Annotated in this window: 15 protein-coding genes and 1 riboswitch; of the genes, 14 read left to right on the top strand and 1 reads right to left on the bottom strand. The window is 36.9% G+C overall.

What is annotated here, in order from left to right:
- The first annotated feature begins 3 nt into the window (after window positions 1-3).
- The 14 genes from cysD to ICJ84_RS12010 all read left to right on the top strand — a co-directional run bounded on the left by cysD (window position 4) and on the right by ICJ84_RS12010 (window position 16,123).
- Complete coding sequence (gene cysD / locus ICJ84_RS12075; RefSeq protein ID WP_188216663.1) at window positions 4-909, top strand: sulfate adenylyltransferase subunit CysD; 906 nt, start codon at window positions 4-6, stop codon at window positions 907-909.
- A 90-nt stretch (window positions 910-999) separates the two neighbouring features.
- Window positions 1,000-2,247 (top strand): sulfate adenylyltransferase subunit 1, encoded by a 1,248-nt coding sequence (locus ICJ84_RS12070; RefSeq protein WP_188216662.1) that lies wholly within the window; start codon window positions 1,000-1,002, stop codon window positions 2,245-2,247.
- 44 nt (window positions 2,248-2,291) lie between these two features.
- Complete coding sequence (locus ICJ84_RS12065; RefSeq protein WP_188216661.1) at window positions 2,292-4,385, top strand: HEPN domain-containing protein; 2,094 nt, start codon at window positions 2,292-2,294, stop codon at window positions 4,383-4,385.
- Between the two features lie 23 nt (window positions 4,386-4,408).
- Window positions 4,409-5,173, top strand: coding sequence for a uroporphyrinogen-III C-methyltransferase (gene cobA, locus ICJ84_RS12060; RefSeq protein ID WP_188216660.1), 765 nt, complete (start codon window positions 4,409-4,411; stop codon window positions 5,171-5,173).
- A 10-nt stretch (window positions 5,174-5,183) separates the two neighbouring features.
- On the top strand, window positions 5,184-5,786 hold the full coding sequence (locus ICJ84_RS12055; protein ID WP_188216659.1) for a precorrin-2 dehydrogenase/sirohydrochlorin ferrochelatase family protein: 603 nt from the start codon (window positions 5,184-5,186) through the stop codon (window positions 5,784-5,786).
- A gap of 71 nt (window positions 5,787-5,857) precedes the next feature.
- Window positions 5,858-6,910, top strand: coding sequence for an NAD(P)/FAD-dependent oxidoreductase (locus ICJ84_RS12050; RefSeq protein WP_188216776.1), 1,053 nt, complete (start codon window positions 5,858-5,860; stop codon window positions 6,908-6,910).
- 162 nt (window positions 6,911-7,072) lie between these two features.
- Window positions 7,073-7,843: a serine O-acetyltransferase EpsC gene (gene epsC / locus ICJ84_RS12045; RefSeq protein WP_188216658.1), complete on the top strand. Its 771-nt coding sequence runs from the start codon at window positions 7,073-7,075 to the stop codon at window positions 7,841-7,843.
- Window positions 7,830-8,720, top strand: a complete 891-nt coding sequence (cysM, locus tag ICJ84_RS12040) for a cysteine synthase CysM (protein ID WP_188216657.1) — start codon at window positions 7,830-7,832, stop codon at window positions 8,718-8,720. Before epsC ends, cysM begins: the two co-directional genes overlap by 14 nt.
- Before the next feature lie 88 nt (window positions 8,721-8,808).
- A riboswitch (SAM riboswitch) is annotated at window positions 8,809-8,920 on the top strand.
- Between the two features lie 46 nt (window positions 8,921-8,966).
- Window positions 8,967-9,974 (top strand): homocysteine S-methyltransferase family protein, encoded by a 1,008-nt coding sequence (locus tag ICJ84_RS12035; protein WP_188216656.1) that lies wholly within the window; start codon window positions 8,967-8,969, stop codon window positions 9,972-9,974.
- Between the two features lie 3 nt (window positions 9,975-9,977).
- Window positions 9,978-12,653, top strand: a complete 2,676-nt coding sequence (metH, locus tag ICJ84_RS12030) for a methionine synthase (RefSeq protein ID WP_188216655.1) — start codon at window positions 9,978-9,980, stop codon at window positions 12,651-12,653.
- A gap of 9 nt (window positions 12,654-12,662) precedes the next feature.
- Entirely contained in the window at window positions 12,663-12,911 is a 249-nt protein-coding gene (locus ICJ84_RS12025) for a hypothetical protein (protein ID WP_188216654.1), read from the top strand.
- Window positions 12,912-13,205: 294 nt separating this feature from the next.
- Window positions 13,206-14,162 (top strand): methylenetetrahydrofolate reductase [NAD(P)H], encoded by a 957-nt coding sequence (gene metF / locus ICJ84_RS12020; protein ID WP_188216653.1) that lies wholly within the window; start codon window positions 13,206-13,208, stop codon window positions 14,160-14,162.
- 113 nt (window positions 14,163-14,275) lie between these two features.
- On the top strand, window positions 14,276-15,373 hold the full coding sequence (locus tag ICJ84_RS12015; RefSeq protein ID WP_188216652.1) for an acyloxyacyl hydrolase: 1,098 nt from the start codon (window positions 14,276-14,278) through the stop codon (window positions 15,371-15,373).
- Between the two features lie 3 nt (window positions 15,374-15,376).
- Entirely contained in the window at window positions 15,377-16,123 is a 747-nt protein-coding gene (locus tag ICJ84_RS12010; RefSeq protein WP_188216651.1) for a head GIN domain-containing protein, read from the top strand.
- On the opposite strand, the gene ICJ84_RS12005 is transcribed toward ICJ84_RS12010, so the two are convergent.
- On the bottom strand, window positions 16,109-17,296 hold the full coding sequence (locus ICJ84_RS12005) for an acetate/propionate family kinase (RefSeq protein WP_188216650.1): 1,188 nt from the start codon (window positions 17,294-17,296) through the stop codon (window positions 16,109-16,111). The two genes, ICJ84_RS12010 and ICJ84_RS12005, sit on opposite strands and share 15 nt — an antisense overlap.

The following is a 17,296-nucleotide window of genomic DNA, read 5'->3' as shown; positions in this document are numbered from 1 at the left end:
ACGATGAACAAAGACACATCAAATATCAATTCATTAGAAAACGAAGCGATTTACATTATTAGAGAAGTAGCAGCGCAGTTCGAACGCCCTGTTTTATTATTCTCAGGTGGAAAGGATTCAATTACTTTGGTAAGATTAGCTGTTAAAGCTTTTTACCCTGCAAAAGTGCCTTTCCCTTTAATGCATATCGATACCGGACATAATTTTCCGGAAACTATTGAATTTAGAGACCGTTTAGTGAAGGAATTAGGCCTTGAACTTATTGTTAGAAATGTTCAGGATTCTATAGATGAAGGAAAAGTGAAAGAGGAAACTGGTCGTTACGCAAGTAGAAACCAATTGCAAACTACCACGCTATTAGATGCTATTGAAGAATTTAAGTTCGATGCTTGTATTGGAGGAGCTCGCCGTGATGAAGAAAAAGCCAGAGCTAAAGAGCGTATTTTTTCAGTACGTGATGATTTTGGTCAGTGGGATGAGAAAAACCAACGTCCGGAGTTATTCGATATGTTAAATGGTCAGATTGATTTAGGTCAAAACGTTCGTGTGTTCCCAATTTCAAACTGGACAGAGTTAGACGTTTGGTCTTATATCGAAGAAGAAAATATTGAAATTCCATCCATCTACTTTGCGCACAAACGTAAAGTCTTTTTAAGAGATGGTATGATTTGGTCTGCAGACGATGAAGTCGTTTACAGAGATGATCATGAAGAGGTTGTTGAAGAGTTAGTACGTTTTAGAACCGTAGGTGATATGAGTTGTACGGCAGCAGTGTTATCTGACGCAACAACCATAACAAAAGTGGTAGAAGAAATTCGAGAAAGTACCATTTCAGAACGTGGTGCACGTATCGACGATAAACGTTCTGAAGCAGCGATGGAAAAACGTAAGCAACAAGGGTACTTCTAAAAGATTAGTTTACCTACTACTACAGAAAACTTTAAAACGAATTAAAAATTAAACTAAAAACCGAGGTTTTTAGTTACAGCATAAATATTTATGGAAGTATTAAAAATAGCAACAGCAGGAAGTGTAGATGACGGAAAGAGTACGTTAATAGGTCGCATTCTTTACGATACGAAATCATTAACGACCGACAAGTTAGAAGCTATAGAAAAAACAAGTAAACAACGTGGATACGATTACTTAGATTTCTCGTTAGCTACCGATGGTTTAGTGGCAGAAAGGGAGCAAGGGATTACTATCGATGTAGCGCATATCTATTTTTCAACAAAAAAGAAAAGCTACATTATTGCCGATACACCAGGTCATGTTGAGTATACACGAAACATGGTTACGGGAGCATCAACATCACAGGCTTCTATCATTTTAATCGATGCAAGAAAAGGGGTTATCGAACAAACCAACCGTCACTTCTTTATCAATAATTTATTACGAATTAAAGATATTGTTGTTGCTATTAACAAAATGGATTTGGTAGATTATTCCGAAGAGGTTTACAATAAAATCAAAGCCGATTTTGAAACTTTAATGAGTAAACGCGATTATCAGGATCAGAAAATCACATTTATTCCGGTAAGTGCTTTAAAAGGCGATAACGTTGTTAACAAGACTGATAAAATGCCTTGGTATAAAGGTGAAGCTTTATTAGAGCATTTAGAGCAGTTAAGTAAAGCTGATATTTATAATGTTGGTACACCACGTTTCCCGGTTCAGTATGTGATTCGTCCAAAAACTGAAGAGTTTCATGACTTCAGAGGTTACGCCGGAAAAGTATATGGTGGTAATTTAAGTGTAGGCGATGAGGTTATTGTATTGCCTTCTAAAACCAGATCGAAAATTAAAGACATCTACTTTTATAACGAAAAATATGAAACGGCTTCAAGACGTTCATCGGTAACCATCACTTTAGAAGACGATATAAACGTAAGTCGTGGCGATATGATTGTTAAAGAAAACGATTTGCCAACTATCGATAAACAATTTACAGCTAATGTATGTTGGATGGATGCGACGCATTTAACGCCTGGTGGCAAGTATGTAGTTCAGCATGGTGTTAATAAAGTGTTAGCAAAGGTAGATCGTATCAATCATAAAATACATCCTGATTATTCAGGAATAGAAAAGGATGTTACCGAATTAAAAGTAAACGATATTGCTTCGGTAACCTTTAAATTAAATAAACCCATTTTTTACGATCAATTTAAAAACCACCGAACAAACGGTTCGTTTATTTTAATTGATACGCAATCTAATAATACTGTTGGCGCAGGATTTATTCAATAAAAAAATAAAAATTCTTTCTTAACGGAAAGGTCAGGTATGAAGTTATGCAAAGTTTTAGAACAGAAATAGAGAATCCAGTTGTAGAGAAGGATATTATTGAATTAGCTCGAAAGATTGAGTTGTTCAATAATGGAAATATAGATGAAGAGAAATTCAGGAGTCTTCGTTTAGCTCGTGGTGTTTACGGTCAGCGTCAGGAAGGCGTGCAAATGATTCGTATTAAATTACCTTACGGAAAAGTAAAGAGCAACCAGTTACGAAGAATTTCTGATGTGAGTGATGAGTATTCTCGTGGACGTTTACATATTACTACGCGCCAGGATATCCAGATTCACTATGTCGATTTAAACAGAACACCAGAGCTTTGGGCTGAACTTGAAAAAGACGATGTAACGTTAAGAGAGGCTTGTGGTAACACCGTTCGTAATGTAACAGCAAGTGAAACAGCAGGTATCGACGTAAACGAACCATTCGATGTGTCGCCTTATGCTGATGCATTGTATAAATTCTTTTTACGTAACCCGATTTGTCAGGAAATGGGCCGTAAATTTAAAGCGTCGTTTTCATCAAGTGATGAAGATACAGGATTGGCTTATATGCACGATTTAGGTTTTATTGCGAAAGTTGAAAATGGTGTTTGTGGATTTAAAGTAATGATTGGTGGCGGACTTGGGTCACAACCTCGTCATGCCGATTTGCTTTACGATTTTCTTCCAAGCGATAAAATTATTCCAACTATGGAAGGTGTTTTGAGGATTTTTGATCGTTATGGTGAGCGAAAAAGCCGAGCCAAAGCACGTATGAAATTCTTAATTAAAGATATTGGTTTAGAAGCTTTTAAAGCTTTAGTAGAAGAAGAACAAAACGCGATTGAATTTAAAACGGTTGCTATTGATGCCGATGCTTATGAGTATTCAAAACCAGTTTCAATTGAAGCGCCAAAGGTTGAAATTAAAGACGAACAAGCATACCAAACATGGGTGGCAACAAACCTTATTCCACAAAAGCAGGAAGGGTATGTAGCGATAGGGATTAAAGTGCTTTTAGGTGATTTTTATACGGATAAAGCGCGTTTGTTAGCTGATTTAGTTGATAAATATGCCGCAGGAGAAATCCGTTTAACGCTGCGTCAAAATATAGTAATACCTTTCGTTAAGGAAGATTTAGTGCCGTTTTTCTACACCGAATTAGAAAAATTAGGTTTTACCGAAGTAGGTTATAATAAAGCTGTAGATATCACTGCTTGTCCGGGAACAGATACCTGTAATTTAGGTATTGCGAGTAGTACTGGTATTGCTGATGAGTTAGAGCGCGTTATAAAAGTAGAATATCCACAGTATTTAAACAACGATGATGTTGTGATTAAAATTAGTGGATGTATGAATGCCTGCGGACAACACAATATGGCGAATATTGGTTTTCAAGGGATGTCCGTTCGTACTCCAGATAAATTAGTAGCACCAGCCTTACAGGTTTTGTTAGGTGGTGGAAATTTAGGTGACGGTAATGGATTGTTTGCAGATAAGGTGGTTAAAGTACCAAGCCGTAGAGGGCCTGAGGCATTACGTCGAATTTTAGACGATTTTGAAGCAAATGCCAACGGAAAATCGTTTATTGAGTATTATAAAGCCACCGGAGATCGTTACTTTTACGATTTATTAAACGATCTTCAGGATGTGACCAATTTAACGCCAGAAGATTTTATCGACTGGGGTAACGAAGAGAAATATGAAAAGGAGATTGGTGTTGGGGAGTGTGCAGGTGTTGTGATTGATTTAGTGGCAACCTTGTTCTTAGAAAGTGAAGAAAAAATTGAAAATGCACAGGAAGCTTTAAACAACAAGGTGTATTCAAGTGCTATTTACCACGCATATAGTTCTTTGGTGAATTCCGCGAAAGCTATTTTGTTGGCTGAAAACAAAAAGACAAACACACACGCGGGTATCATTAGTGATTTCGATAAAGAGTTTGTAGCAAGTGGTAAATTAGATTTAGGAGCTTCATTCTCTGATATCATCTATCAAATTAATAAATTTGCTCCTACAGAGGAGTTCGCTGTAAGGTATATTACGGAAGCTAATCAGTTTTTAGATAAAGTGAGAGCTTTTAGAGAAGCTGACAAAAGTGTAGTTGCCTAATAATAGCTATAAAAAGCAGAGCAATGAGTGGAATAACCCCAAAATTAACAGTAGTAGGTGCAGGACCTGGCGATGTAGAGTTAATTACATTAAAAGCAATAAAGGCTATTGAGGCCGCTAATGTAATTCTTTATGATGCCTTAATTAATGAAGAGCTTTTAAAGTATGCTTCAGAAGATGCTGAATTTATTTTTGTGGGTAAACGTAAAGGGTGTTATGCTTTTCAGCAGGAACAAATCAATGAGTTAATTGTTGCTAAGGCAAAAGAAAAAGGTCATGTGTTGAGATTAAAGGGAGGTGATCCTTTTATTTTCGGGCGTGGCGCAGAGGAAATAGATTTCGCCAGAGAATTTGGTTTGGAAACCTTTGTAGTGCCAGGCATTACATCGGCAATCGCGGTGCCAGCTTATCAAGGCATTCCATTAACAAAGCGTGGGTCTTCTGAAAGTTTTTGGGTGATAACAGCGACTACTAAAAACCACAGTTTGTCAACCGATGTGCCTTTGGCCGCAAAATCGACTGCTACTGTTGTTATCCTTATGGGGATGCATAAATTAGCGGAAATTGTTTCGATTTTTAAAGCAGAAGGCAAACAAGATACACCAATGGCTATTATTCAAAACGGAACCAGAGAAGACGAAAATGTTGGGATTGGAACCGTTAGCACGATTGAAACCGTTGTTGTTGAAAAACAATTAGCTTCGCCGGCAATTATAGTTATTGGAGATGTGGTTGAAAAACGTACGCAGTTATCGTCAGTTGTCGAAGAAGTTAATAAACTAGTTTAGTCTTATATTTATGGAAAGGAATAATTTATATCCTATTTTTTTAAAGACAAGCCAGTTGAATGTACTTATAGTAGGTGGGGGAAATGTTGCTGAAGAAAAATTAGGATTTCTATTAAAATCAAGTCCCGATGCGAATGTTACTATCGTATCGCCCATGTTTAGAGAAGGCACACTAACATTAGCAGAAAAGGGACATGTAAAATTAATAGAATCGAAATATAAAAAGCGATTTTTAAAAGGGCAACATATTGTTATTGCAACTACCGATGTGCCTGAGGTTAATGTAAAAGTGCATAAGCATTGCCGCAAGCGCAGTATTTTAATAAACGTTGCCGATAATCCGCCATATTGTGATTTTTATATGGGGGGTATTGTAACCAAAGGTAACGTGAAAGTGGCCATTTCAACCAATGGAAAATCGCCAACAACAGCCAAACGATTACGTCAGTTTTTCGAAGATGTGATTCCGGAAAATGTAGACGATTTGGTTAAAAATTTAAATGAATATAGAAAAACAATAAAAGGGGATTTCGAACAAAAAGTGGAAACGCTAAACGAATTTACCAAAGGATTAATTGAAACATCCGCAATAAAGTCGAATCAAGAAGAATAAAATTTAATTAATGTTGCATGTGTCGATTTAAAAAAAATATAAGCGGTCACATGAAAAAAAGAGTCGTAAAAATGATTAAGACAGATATACTTATAATAGGTGCAGGACCAACTGGATTATTTACAGTTTTTGAGGCAGGATTGTTAAAACTTAAATGTCATTTAATTGATGCGTTGCCACAACCTGGCGGACAGTGTTCAGAAATTTATCCTAAAAAACCAATTTATGATATTCCTGGATTTCCGGAAGTATTAGCTGGTGATTTAACAAAGAATTTGTTAGAGCAAGGAAAACAATTTGAACCAGGATTTACCTTAGGAGAGCGTGCAGAAACCATAGAGAAACAAGAAGACGGATCGTTTATTGTAACAACCAATAAAGGGACACAACATCAGGCGCCAGTAGTTGCAATCGCTGGTGGTTTAGGGTCTTTCGAGCCTAGAAAACCAGCTATTGAAGGTATTGCTGATTACGAAGATAAAGGTGTTGAGTATTTTATTAAAGATCCTGAAGTTTATAGAAATAAGAAAGTGGTTATTTCAGGTGGTGGAGATTCTGCTTTAGACTGGAGTATCTTCCTTGCCGATGTGGCTTCAGAAGTGACTTTAATTCACAGAAGAAATGAATTTAGAGGCGCTTTAGATTCTGTTGAAAAAGTAAGTGAGTTAAAACTTTTAGGGAAAATCAACTTAATTACTCCGGCTGAGGTTATAGGATTACATGGTGACGGAAAAATAGAGTCGGTTACTGTAAATAAAGATGGAGAAGAATTTAGAGTAGAAACCGATCATTTCATTCCATTATTTGGTTTATCGCCAAAATTAGGACCTATTGGAGACTGGGGCTTGGAAATTGAGAAAAATGCGATTAAAGTAGATAACTCAAGAAATTACCAAACCAATATCGACGGTATTTTCGCCATTGGTGATGTGAATACTTACCCAGAGAAGTTAAAATTAATTCTTTGCGGATTCCACGAAGCCACATTAATGTGTCAGGCGGCTTACCGTATCATCAATCCAGGTAAAAAATATGTGTTAAAATACACAACTGTAAGTGGTATTGATGGTTTCGACGGAACACGTAAAGAAGCGCCAAAAGCAGTTGTGCAGTCTATCCAATAAGATCGTGTATCTTTTTGGTAGCGGTGTAAACATTAAGAAATAATACCGACCATAACTGTATACTTTAATTTATTAAGATGCAATTCATGTAGTTAAGACGTTCAGAATGAAAAGAATTGATTAATTATGCGAATTGCATCTTAGCATTAAAACCATAAACTAATGAAACCGTGTAAAGAGTTAAACGATAAGTTGGTTAATAAAAAGTACAATGTTCGCTTAAAGGATGTTGTAGAAAGTTTTACAAAAAACTTGTTTTATTATTTGTTCGATGCTCATGATGATGAGTTGGAATGTCTTAAAAAAACGTTTTTAGAAATCGCTGATAATTTTCAAATAGAAAATGGCGAAGCCGAATGGAATGAATTTCAGTCTAAATTTCCATTCATTAAAGAAAAACTGGAGTTAGATGCTGTTGCCGTTGTAAATTTTGATCCTGCGACTAAAAGTTTAGAGGAAGTATATTTGGCTTGCCCGGGATTTTACGCGATTTCCGTTTACCGTTTAAGTCATGAGTTATACGTACAAAAAGTGCCTATCATTCCAAGAATGATGAGTGAGTATGTACACGGTATCACAGGTATCGATATTCATCCGGGAGCAACCATTGGAGAATCTTTTTTCTTAGATCACGGTACAGGAATTGTTATTGGAGAGACCTCAATTATTAAAAATAACGTAAAGATTTTTCAAGGGGTTACTTTAGGGGGTATTCAAGTGAAAAAGAGCATGGAGTCCACTAAGCGTCACCCAACTATTGAAGATAATGTGACTATTTATGCCAACGCGACTATTCTTGGAGGCGATATTGTGATAGGTGCAAATAGCACCATTGGAGCAAATGTTTGGATTACACAGTCTGTTCCCGAAAATTCATTAGTAACATATCAAACAGAAATAAAAATCAGACCCAAAAAGAATGGTATTCGTTAAAGGTATTTTAGATCATATAGGAAATACACCCCTTGTTGAGGCAAGTCATTTAGTAGGCAAAGAAGGCATAAAACTGTATTTAAAATTAGAAGGAGATAATCCTGGCGGAAGTGTTAAAGACCGTGCAGCTTTTAATATGATTAATGAAGCCTTAAAACGTGGCGATATTAAACCTGGCGGTACTTTAGTTGAAGCCACAAGCGGAAATACAGGAATTGCTTTGGCATTGATCGCGAGTTTATTCGGATTGAATATGGTTTTAATCATGCCCGAAAATTCAACCGAAGAACGCGTAAAAACCATGAGAGCTTACGGGGCAGAAGTCATTTTGACCCCAGCAGATGTAGGTATTGAAGGCTCTCGTGATTTGGCATTTAAACTTCGTGATGAGAAAGGTTATGTCTTATTAAATCAGTTTGAAAACAATGATAACTGGAAAGCACATTACATAACCACCGGTCCTGAAATTTGGAAAGATACTGAAGGCGAAATAACACATTTTGTGTCAGCCATGGGAACAACCGGAACTATTATGGGAGTGTCAACGTTTTTAAAAGAGCAAAAAAAAGATATTACTATCGTTGGTGCACAACCTGAAGATGGCGCTAAAATTCCAGGCATTAGAAAATGGCCGGAAGCATATGTGCCAAAGTTTTTCCATCGTTCAAAAGTCGATGTTGTAGTCGATGTTAGTGAAGAAAATGCTAAGAATACCACAAAACGTCTGGCCAAAGAAGCCGGTGTTTTTGCCGGTATGAGTAGTGGTGGTGCCGTGTATTGTGCTTTGGAAATAGCAAAAACTATCGATAAAGGTGTTATTGTAGCCATTATTTGTGATCGTGGTGATCGTTATTTGTCATCAACACTATTCGAATAGCGAGAAGGATTTATTTTTCCTAATTTCATGAGGATAAAAAAAATATATATAGTACTTTTGCTCCTTTAGTTCATAAACTTAATAATTCATGTTATCAAGAAAGGTAGAGGGAATAGACCCGATGAAGCCTTGGCAACCCTTTATCTTGTAAAGAAGGTGCTACGTTCTACTAATATGTATTCATATTAGAAAGATAACGGAAAGTCTTTTACTTTTCTTGATGACATACAGATATAAATTATCAAAATGTCAAACATACAACAAGCCTTACAGGAGCGTATTTTAGTGCTGGACGGTGCAATGGGAACCATGTTACAACGCTATAAATTTACTGAAGAAGATTTCAGGGGCGAGCGTTTTAAAGATTACCCAACACCATTGCAAGGGAATAACGATTTATTGTCTATTACCCAACCTCAGGCTATAAAAGAAGTTCATGCCAAATATTTTGAAGCGGGAGCTGATATCGTCGAAACCAATACGTTTTCGGGGACTACCATAGCTATGGCCGATTACCAAATGGAAGATTTGGTGTATGAGTTGAATTATCAATCAGCTAAAATAGCAAAGGAAGTTGCTGATGCTTTTACAGCTAAAGAGCCACATAAACCACGTTTTGTGGCGGGGTCAATCGGGCCAACTAACCGTACAGCAAGTATGTCACCCGATGTTAACGATCCAGGATATCGCGCGGTAACGTTTGATGAATTACGCATTGCATATAAGCAACAAGTTGAAGCATTGTTAGATGGTGGATCCGATTTATTATTGGTTGAAACCGTCTTTGATACCTTAAATGCCAAAGCAGCTTTGTTCGCTATAGAAGAGGTGAAAGAAGAACGTCAAATTGATGTGCCAATTATGCTAAGCGGTACGATTACAGATGCATCAGGAAGAACCTTATCAGGGCAAACGGCCGAAGCTTTTTTAATTTCAGTATCTCACATTCCGTTATTATCTGTAGGCTTTAATTGTGCTTTAGGAGCCAATCTGTTGCAACCACATTTAGAGGCCATAGCGAATAAAACCGACTTTGCGATTTCTGCACACCCAAATGCTGGCTTGCCAAATGCTTTTGGAGAATATGATGAAACTCCGGAAGAAATGGGTGAGCAAATTGAAGAATACCTAAAGAAGAATTTAATAAATATAATTGGTGGATGTTGCGGAACCACACCGGAGCATATTAAAGTTATTGCAGATATCGCTGCAAAATACAAACCAAGAAAAGTAGTTGAAACAGCGACACTTTAATCAATGAAAATTAAGCAAACAAAATACATGAAGTTGTCTGGTTTAGAACCTTTGGTTTTAAACGAGAATAGCAATTTTATAAATGTAGGAGAACGAACAAATGTTGCGGGGTCAAGAAAATTTCTTCGTTTAATTAAAGACGAACAATTTGACGAAGCTTTAGATATTGCTCGTCATCAGGTTGATGGTGGTGCGCAAATTATCGATATCAATATGGATGACGGATTGATAGACGGAAAAGAGTCTATGGTGCGTTTTCTTAATTTAATTGCTGCAGAGCCTGATATTTCCCGAGTGCCGATTATGATTGATAGTTCGAAGTGGGAAATTATCGAAGCAGGTTTGCAGGTGGTTCAGGGTAAATGTGTGGTAAATTCCATTTCCTTGAAAGAAGGAGAAGAAAAATTTATTTGGGAAGCCAAACAAATTAAACGATACGGAGCTGCGGTTATCGTTATGGCGTTTGATGAAGTCGGTCAGGCCGATAATTATGAGCGTCGTATAGAAATAGCAGAACGTTCGTATCGTATTCTGGTTGATAAAGTAGGCTTTCCATCGGAAGATATTATTTTCGATTTAAACATATTTCCTGTAGCAACAGGAATGGAAGAGCACCGCAGAAATGCTATCGATTTTATAGAAGCCACCCGTTGGGTGCGTGAGAATCTGGAAAATGTAAGTGTTAGTGGTGGAGTGAGTAACGTGTCGTTCTCGTTTAGAGGAAATGATGGCGTTCGTGAAGCTATGCACTCGGTGTTTTTATACCATGCCATTCAGGCAGGAATGAATATGGGAATAGTAAACCCGACCATGTTGGAGGTTTATGATGATATTCCAAAGGATTTATTAGAGCATGTAGAAGACGTTATTTTAGATCGTCGTGATGATGCTACCGAGCGTTTATTGGAATTCGCAGAAACCGTAAAAGGGTCAAAGGCCGAAAAGACAGTCGATTTATCATGGCGTGAAAATCCAGTACAAGACCGTATCACGCATGCTTTGGTAAAAGGAATCGATGCCTTTATTATTGAAGACGTTGAAGCAGCGAGGTTGGAAGCACAAAAGCCAATCGACGTTATTGAAGGGCACTTAATGATTGGTATGAATGTGGTTGGAGATTTATTCGGAGCCGGAAAAATGTTCTTGCCTCAGGTGGTAAAATCGGCGCGGGTGATGAAGAAGGCCGTGGCTTATTTAAATCCGTTTATCGAAGCTGAAAAAACTGAAGATTCAGAACCTGTTGGTAAGGTATTGATGGCTACGGTAAAAGGCGATGTGCACGATATAGGTAAAAATATTGTAAGTGTGGTATTGGCCTGTAACAATTATGAAATTGTTGATTTAGGCGTGATGGTACCACCAGAAAAAATTATAGAAACCGCCATTAAAGAACGCGTTGATGCTATCGGACTTTCGGGGTTAATTACACCATCGCTTGACGAAATGGTGTATTTAGCAAAGGAAATGCAGCGTGAAAACTTTAATATTCCGTTGTTAATTGGAGGAGCAACCACATCGAAAGCACATACGGCAGTTAAGATTGATACGCAGTATGAAAATGCGGTAGTACATGTTAACGATGCTTCCAGAGCGGTAACTGTCGTTGGTGATTTGTTAAACAAGAAAACCAATAAAGATTACGTTGCTGCCATGAAGAAAGATTACGAAGAATTCCGTACCAAGTTCCTAAAACGTGGTAAAGAGAAATCGTATATTTCTATTGAAGAAGCGCGTAAGCGCAAATATAAAATCGACTGGGAACAAAGCGAAATCGTAAAACCTAAGGAATTAGGCGTTCAAATGTTGAAGCAATTAAGTTTAAAAGAATTAGTGCCTTATATCGATTGGAGTCCATTTTTTAGAAGTTGGGATTTACATGGGAAATTCCCGGATATCTTAACCGATGAAGTTGTAGGTGAGCAGGCTACAATTATGTATAAGGAAGCACAGGAGATGATTGAAGACATTATCGCCAAGCAACTTTTAAAACCTAAAGCAGTATTTGGGTTGTTTGAAGCGAATAGTATTAATGACGACGATATTTCGGTTCAGAAAAAAGGAAAAGAAATTGCGGTTTTTAGGACTTTACGTCAGCAGTTAAGCAAGCGAGAAGGGATTCCTAATCATGCGTTGGCTGATTTTATTGCACCAAAAGACAGTGGCAAAACCGATTACATGGGTGCATTCTGTGTGGGTATTTTCGGAGCTCAGGAATTGGCTGATAGTTACCGAGGCAAAGGTGATGATTACAATGCGATTATGGCGCAGGCCATTGCCGATCGTTTTGCTGAAGCCTTTGCTGAATATTTGCACAAACAGATAAGAACGAAACATTGGGGTTATACCGCAGATGAAGACTTAACGAACGATGATTTAATTAAGGAAAGTTACAAAGGTATTCGTCCGGCACCGGGATATCCGGCGTGTCCAGACCATTTAGAAAAGGAAACCATTTGGAAGCTATTAGATGTTGAAAAAATCATAGGTGTTAAGCTTACGGAAAGTTTAGCGATGTGGCCGGCAGCTGCTGTTTCAGGATATTATTTTGCAAATCCTGAAGCCAAGTATTTTGGATTGGGTAAAATTACAGACGATCAGGTAACCGATTATGCTAACCGGAAAGGTATTGCTAAAGATAAAGCCAGAAAGTGGTTGCACCCGAATATAGCAGACGAATAATATAAGATTATGAATATCGATTTTATAGAATTATCATTAGGAAGCCATATGATTTCTCATGGGTACGATACTGAAAACAAAGAAGTTTTGGAATCTGTTGAGGTTGATGGCTTTTCGAAAAAAGTGATTGCGATTTCAAGAATAAAATCTGTGAGCGAAAAATATATTTTAACTGACTATGCAGACGGACGATGGATTTACTGGGAGTACGAAGAAGATTACGATTATATAAAAAAGTTGCTGGTTAGTTTGCGTTAGCGATTGCCGCGGCATCCTTTTTTGAGGAACGATAAAAAAGATATAGCAGAAAACGCGACCCGAAGCTTAGCGAAAGGTAACGCCAAAACAATAAAAGGAAGAATTAACAATTTGTTTCTTTTTCCATAACAAATAGAAATGATGTAAATAAGACATTTGCAGCAAAATTCAAACTATGAAAAAGATACAAAGCGAAGCATTAGTGTTTTTCTTTCAGCTTTTTGTTTTAGGATTTGCTGCGTTAACGGTGGCTTATTTTACCTAGAATAAATTACTGATAGAAATTCAGCGTAAATGAAAGTAACAGATCACATTAAAAAAGCGAACGGAAAGACTTTATTTTCTTTTGAAGTGATTCCGCCGCAAAAAGGTAAAAATATTCAGGATTTGTATAATAATATAGATCCATTAATGGAGTTCAATCCACCGTTTATTGATGTAACGACCTCAAGAGAAGAATACGTGTATGTTGATAAAGGTAACGGACTTCTGGATAAGCGAATTACCCGAATGCGCCCAGGAACAGTTGGGATTTGTGCTTCTATTATGCATAAGTATAATGTAGATGCCATTCCACATTTATTATGTGGCGGGTTTACTAAGGAGGAAACCGAATACGTTTTGGTAGACTGTCATTATCTGGGTATTGATAATGTTGTGGCCTTACGAGGGGATTCGAGAAAAGACGAATCTTATTTTGTGCCAACAAAAGGAGGGCATGCTTATGCCAGTGAGTTGGTACAGCAGATTACTAATTTAAATGAAGGAAAGTATCTGCATGATGAAATTGAGGTGGAGCACAATTACGATTTCTGTGTAGGTGTGGCTGGATATCCTGAAAAGCACATGGAAGCCCCTTCATTAAATACCGATTTAAAACGTTTGAAAGAAAAGGTTGATGCGGGTGCTGATTATGTGGTAACGCAAATGTTTTTCGATAATAAAAAGTACTTCGATTTTGTTGAAAAGGCAAGAGCTATTGGTATTAACGTGCCAATTATTCCGGGTATTAAACCCATTGCTGTAAAGCGTCATTTGCAAATTTTACCACAGGTATTTAAAATCGATTTGCCAGAAGATTTAATCGACGCAGTTGAAGCCTGTAAAGATAATAATGCGGTAAGACAGGTGGGAATTGAGTTCGCCATTCAACAGTCTAAAGAGTTAAAAGAGGCAGGTGTGCCATTTTTACATTACTACTCGATGGGAAAAAGTGACAATATAAAAGCGATTGCATCAGAATTGTTCTAATAATTCTGTTACTTTTGCCTACTCACATAGTCAGATTTGAATCCCTTGGCTGTATGCTGTTAATTCTTTTAGAAGTTATACAACCAAGGGTTTATAAAAAGTAGCAAATTTTAATGAAGTCGTTTTTAACCTACACCTTTTTACTGGTATCCTTGGTGGTTTTTTCTCAGCAAAACACACACAGTTCTTATATCGATTTAAGTTACTTTAGAGGAAATGTAGCTCTACATAACAATGATATTCTACACCTAATTGAAGGGCATCCTGAAGGTTATATTTTAAGCTGGAATAAAAAAACATACGGTTATAACGATTGGGAACAACGCTACAATTACCCGGACTACGGTGTGACATACGTTTATCAGAATCTTAAAAGTGAAGCTTTAGGTACAGTAGCTTCGGCGTATGCGCATTACAATTTTTATTTTTTAAACCGGAACTTAATGTTTCGCATTGCTCAGGGAATTGCTTATACCGCTCAACCTTACGATAAAGTAGACAATTACAGAAATGTCGCTTTCGGATCGCATATTTTAAGCAGTACGTTTGCGATGCTGAATTACAAAAAGGAGCGTCTGTTTGGGCGTTTTGGAGTGCAGGCCGGATTGTCTTTAATTCATTATTCTAACGCGAATGTAAAGGCACCTAACTTAAGTACCAATTCCATGACCTTAAATGTTGGTGTGACTTATAGTATTGATGAATTAGAACCTGAATATTCAACAACATTAGAAGGTGTAAAAGAAAAATTTACAGAGCCTGTAAAGTATAATCTAGTATTTAGAACCGGAATTAATGAGAGTGATGTGGTTGGCTCCGGGCAGTTTCCGTTTTATATTGCTTCGGCTTATGCCGATAAACGTATTAATGTGAAAAGTGCATTGCAGTTGGGAACTGATGTGTTTTTCTCAAAGTTTTTAGAGGAATTGATTTATTATCAAAGTGTATCTTATCCTGAAGAAGATGTGTCTGGCGATGAAGATTATAAACGCGTGGGAGTTTTTGCTGGCCATGAGTTGTTCGTTAATCGCATGTCTATAGTGACACAGTTTGGATATTATGTGTATTATCCGTTCGATTTTGAAGGAAGAACCTATCTGCGTATTGGTTTAAAAAGATATTTCGGGAAGAAATTATTTGGAGCAATGACTTTAAAATCACATGGGGCAAAAGCTGAGGCGGTTGAATTTGGAATTGGAGTAAGATTATAGGTTATGGAAAAACTATTTTACATTTTAGGTTTAATTGTTGTTTTTGCTTGTGATAGTGAAAACGCTGGTGATTGTTTTCAGAAAACAGGCGCTATTATTCAGCAGGAGTTTACCGTTGCAACTTTCGATAAAATTCTAGTGAATCGTGATATAGAATTAGTTATTAAACATGGAATCGAACAAAAAGTACTTGTTGAAACTGGCGAAAATTTAATTAATGATGTGACGGCCGTTATTGAGGATGGCAAACTAATTCTAACAGATAATAATACCTGTAACTATATTCGTGATTATGGTGTGACTAAAGTTTATGTAACGTCACCAAATATTACTGAAATTAGAAGTTCAACACAATATGATATCAGTTCCGATGGTGTATTGACTTACCCAAGTTTAACACTTTTGTCTGAAAGTTTTGGTGCGCCAGAATCCTTTACAAGTGCGAATTTTAAACTTCAGGTGAATAACAATACACTTCTTGTTGTCTTTAATAATGCTTCTAATTGTTACATTTCTGGGCAAACCAATAATTTGAACATTACTTTTGCTTCAGGAACGTCGCGTTTTGAAGGAGAGAATCTAAAGGCTCAAAATATTACCATTTGGAATCGTAGTTCAAATAATATGATATTAAATCCACAGCAATCAATAAAAGGAAAAATATCTGGTGTTGGAGACGTTATTTGCGTAACCAAACCAGATATTGTAGATGTTGTTGAAGAATATAAAGGGCGATTAATTTTTAAATAATTCAACCGCCTGTTTAGCAATCTCTAGTTCTTCGTTAGTAGGAATCACTAAAATTTTTGTCTTAGAATCTTCAGTATTTATTTCTCTAATCTCCTTAGATCTAACTGTATTTTTGGTCTCATCTAAATTGATACCAAAGAAATCCATATGTTCACAAACTAAACGACGAATGGTTTGTGAGTTTTCGCCAATTCCGGCAGTAAAAACAATAGCATCCAATCCGTTTAAAACAGCAGTGTAGGCACCAATATATTTTTTAATGCGGTAAGCATTCATCTCTAAAGCTAACTGGCAATCTTTATTGCCCTTCGCAGCCATAGTTTCAATATCACGTAAATCGCTGTAACCGGTTAAGCCGAGCATGCCGCTTTGTTTATTTAAAAGTGTGTTGATTTCTTTTAAGCTATAACCTAATTTATTTTTTAAATGAAAAATAACCGAAGGATCGATATCTCCAGAACGCGTTCCCATTATAAGTCCAGAAATAGGAGAAAACCCAAGAGAATGATCAATGCTTTCTCCATTTTTAACAGCAGTCATACTGCAACCATTGCCTAAATGAATAGTAATGATTTTGGATTCTTTTTGACCTAAATATTCAATGGCTTTTTCTGAAACGTACTTATGACTCGTGCCGTGGAAACCGTACAAACGGATACGGTGTTCGGTTAGTAGTTCGTTCGGAATAGCAAACTTATAGGCCTTTTCAGGGATTGTTTGATGAAAAGCCGTGTCGAAAACAGCGACTTGCTTAGCATTCGGAAAAATATCTTCTGCAACCTCAATACCTTCCAAATTTGCAGGGTTGTGTAACGGAGCTAAAGCAATTAGGTCTTTAATTTTAGTTTTAACTTCTTTAGTAATTTCGGTGGTGTTACTAAACGATTTTCCGCCGTGAACCACGCGATGACCAACAACAGCAATTTCTTCAGGAGATTTTATAACGCCAACCTCTTTATGTAACAAATGTTGAGATACAAGCTTTAAAGCGCTTCGATGATTTAAGATAGGCGTTTCAATTTCAATCGTTTTTTTCTTGTTATCGTATTTAAAAATGGCATCATTAAAACCAATGCGTTCAACAAGTCCTGAACAAATAATGGTTTCTTCCGGCATGGAAAATAATTGAAATTTTAGGGATGAACTCCCCGAGTTTAAAACTAATACTTGCAT

This window comes from Aestuariibaculum suncheonense, from assembly GCF_014596935.1.
Taxonomy (GTDB): Bacteria; Bacteroidota; Bacteroidia; order Flavobacteriales; family Flavobacteriaceae; genus Aestuariibaculum; species Aestuariibaculum suncheonense.
Note: the sequence above shows the minus strand (reverse complement) of the source record. Positions and strands in the feature narration are given on the sequence as shown.

Bases quoted from the DNA above. Each gene is read 5' to 3' on its own strand.
- ICJ84_RS12070 (WP_188216662.1), top strand. From the start codon at position 1,000: ATGGAAGTATTAAAAATAGCAACAGCAGGAAGTGTAGATGACGGAAAG.
- ICJ84_RS12010 (WP_188216651.1), top strand. From the start codon at position 15,377: ATGGAAAAACTATTTTACATTTTAGGTTTAATTGTTGTTTTTGCTTGT.
- ICJ84_RS12055 (WP_188216659.1), top strand. From the start codon at position 5,184: ATGGAAAGGAATAATTTATATCCTATTTTTTTAAAGACAAGCCAGTTG.
- epsC (WP_188216658.1), top strand. From the start codon at position 7,073: ATGAAACCGTGTAAAGAGTTAAACGATAAGTTGGTTAATAAAAAGTAC.
- ICJ84_RS12005 (WP_188216650.1), bottom strand. From the start codon at position 17,296: ATGCAAGTATTAGTTTTAAACTCGGGGAGTTCATCCCTAAAATTTCAA.
- ICJ84_RS12065 (WP_188216661.1), top strand. From the start codon at position 2,292: ATGCAAAGTTTTAGAACAGAAATAGAGAATCCAGTTGTAGAGAAGGAT.
- ICJ84_RS12035 (WP_188216656.1), top strand. From the start codon at position 8,967: ATGTCAAACATACAACAAGCCTTACAGGAGCGTATTTTAGTGCTGGAC.
- cysM (WP_188216657.1), top strand. From the start codon at position 7,830: ATGGTATTCGTTAAAGGTATTTTAGATCATATAGGAAATACACCCCTT.
- cobA (WP_188216660.1), top strand. From the start codon at position 4,409: ATGAGTGGAATAACCCCAAAATTAACAGTAGTAGGTGCAGGACCTGGC.
- ICJ84_RS12050 (WP_188216776.1), top strand. From the start codon at position 5,858: ATGATTAAGACAGATATACTTATAATAGGTGCAGGACCAACTGGATTA.
- ICJ84_RS12015 (WP_188216652.1), top strand. From the start codon at position 14,276: ATGAAGTCGTTTTTAACCTACACCTTTTTACTGGTATCCTTGGTGGTT.
- cysD (WP_188216663.1), top strand. From the start codon at position 4: ATGAACAAAGACACATCAAATATCAATTCATTAGAAAACGAAGCGATT.
- metH (WP_188216655.1), top strand. From the start codon at position 9,978: ATGAAAATTAAGCAAACAAAATACATGAAGTTGTCTGGTTTAGAACCT.
- ICJ84_RS12025 (WP_188216654.1), top strand. From the start codon at position 12,663: ATGAATATCGATTTTATAGAATTATCATTAGGAAGCCATATGATTTCT.
- metF (WP_188216653.1), top strand. From the start codon at position 13,206: ATGAAAGTAACAGATCACATTAAAAAAGCGAACGGAAAGACTTTATTT.